This window comes from Mesorhizobium sp. M4A.F.Ca.ET.050.02.1.1, assembly GCF_003997725.1.
Lineage (GTDB): Bacteria > Pseudomonadota > Alphaproteobacteria > Rhizobiales > Rhizobiaceae > Mesorhizobium.
On record NZ_RZSG01001350.1, the window covers coordinates 1 to 752 of the forward strand.

General features: G+C 66.5%; 1 protein-coding gene. It reads left to right on the forward strand.

Annotation, left to right across the window (positions count from 1 at the left end; translation table 11 throughout):
- A partial coding sequence (locus EOA33_RS37430) for an aldehyde dehydrogenase family protein (protein ID WP_127407835.1) occupies positions 1-752 on the forward strand: 752 nt, incomplete at both ends.

A 752-nucleotide genomic window follows, 5' to 3' on the forward strand; every position in this document is an offset into this window, starting at 1 on the left:
GCGAGATCCTCTACGCCGCAGCCTATGTCGAGTGGTACGCGGAGGAAGCCAAGCGCGTCTACGGCGAGACGATCCCGGCACCGTCGAACGACAAGCGCATGATCGTCATCAAGCAGCCTGTCGGCGTCGTCGGCACGATCACGCCATGGAATTTCCCCGCCGCGATGATCGCGCGCAAGGTCGCGCCTGCGCTCGCCGTCGGCTGCACGGTCGTCTCCAAGCCGGCCGAACAGACGCCGCTTTCGGCGCTGGCGCTGGCCGTCCTCGCCGAGCAGGCCGGCGTGCCTGCCGGCGTCTTCAACGTCATCGTCGGGGAAGATGGTCCGGCCATCGGCAAGGAACTGTGCGGCAACGACAAGGTGCGCAAGATCAGCTTCACCGGCTCGACCGAGGTCGGCCGCATCCTGATGCGCCAGTGCGCTGACCAGATCAAGAAGGTCAGCCTCGAGCTCGGCGGCAATGCGCCGTTCATCGTCTTCGACGATGCCGATCTCGACGCCGCGGTCGAAGGCGCGCTCGCCTCCAAGTACCGCAATGCCGGCCAGACCTGCGTCTGCGCCAACCGCCTCTACGTCCAGTCCGGCGTCTATGACGCCTTCGCCGCCAGGCTCGCGGCAAAGGTCGCCGCGATGCCGGTTGGCGACGGCTTCGAGGCTGGCGTGATGGTCGGGCCGTTGATCGACGACAAGGGGTTGGCGAAGGTCGAGAGCCATGTCGAGGATGCGGTGTCGAAAGGCGCCAAGGTGCTTACC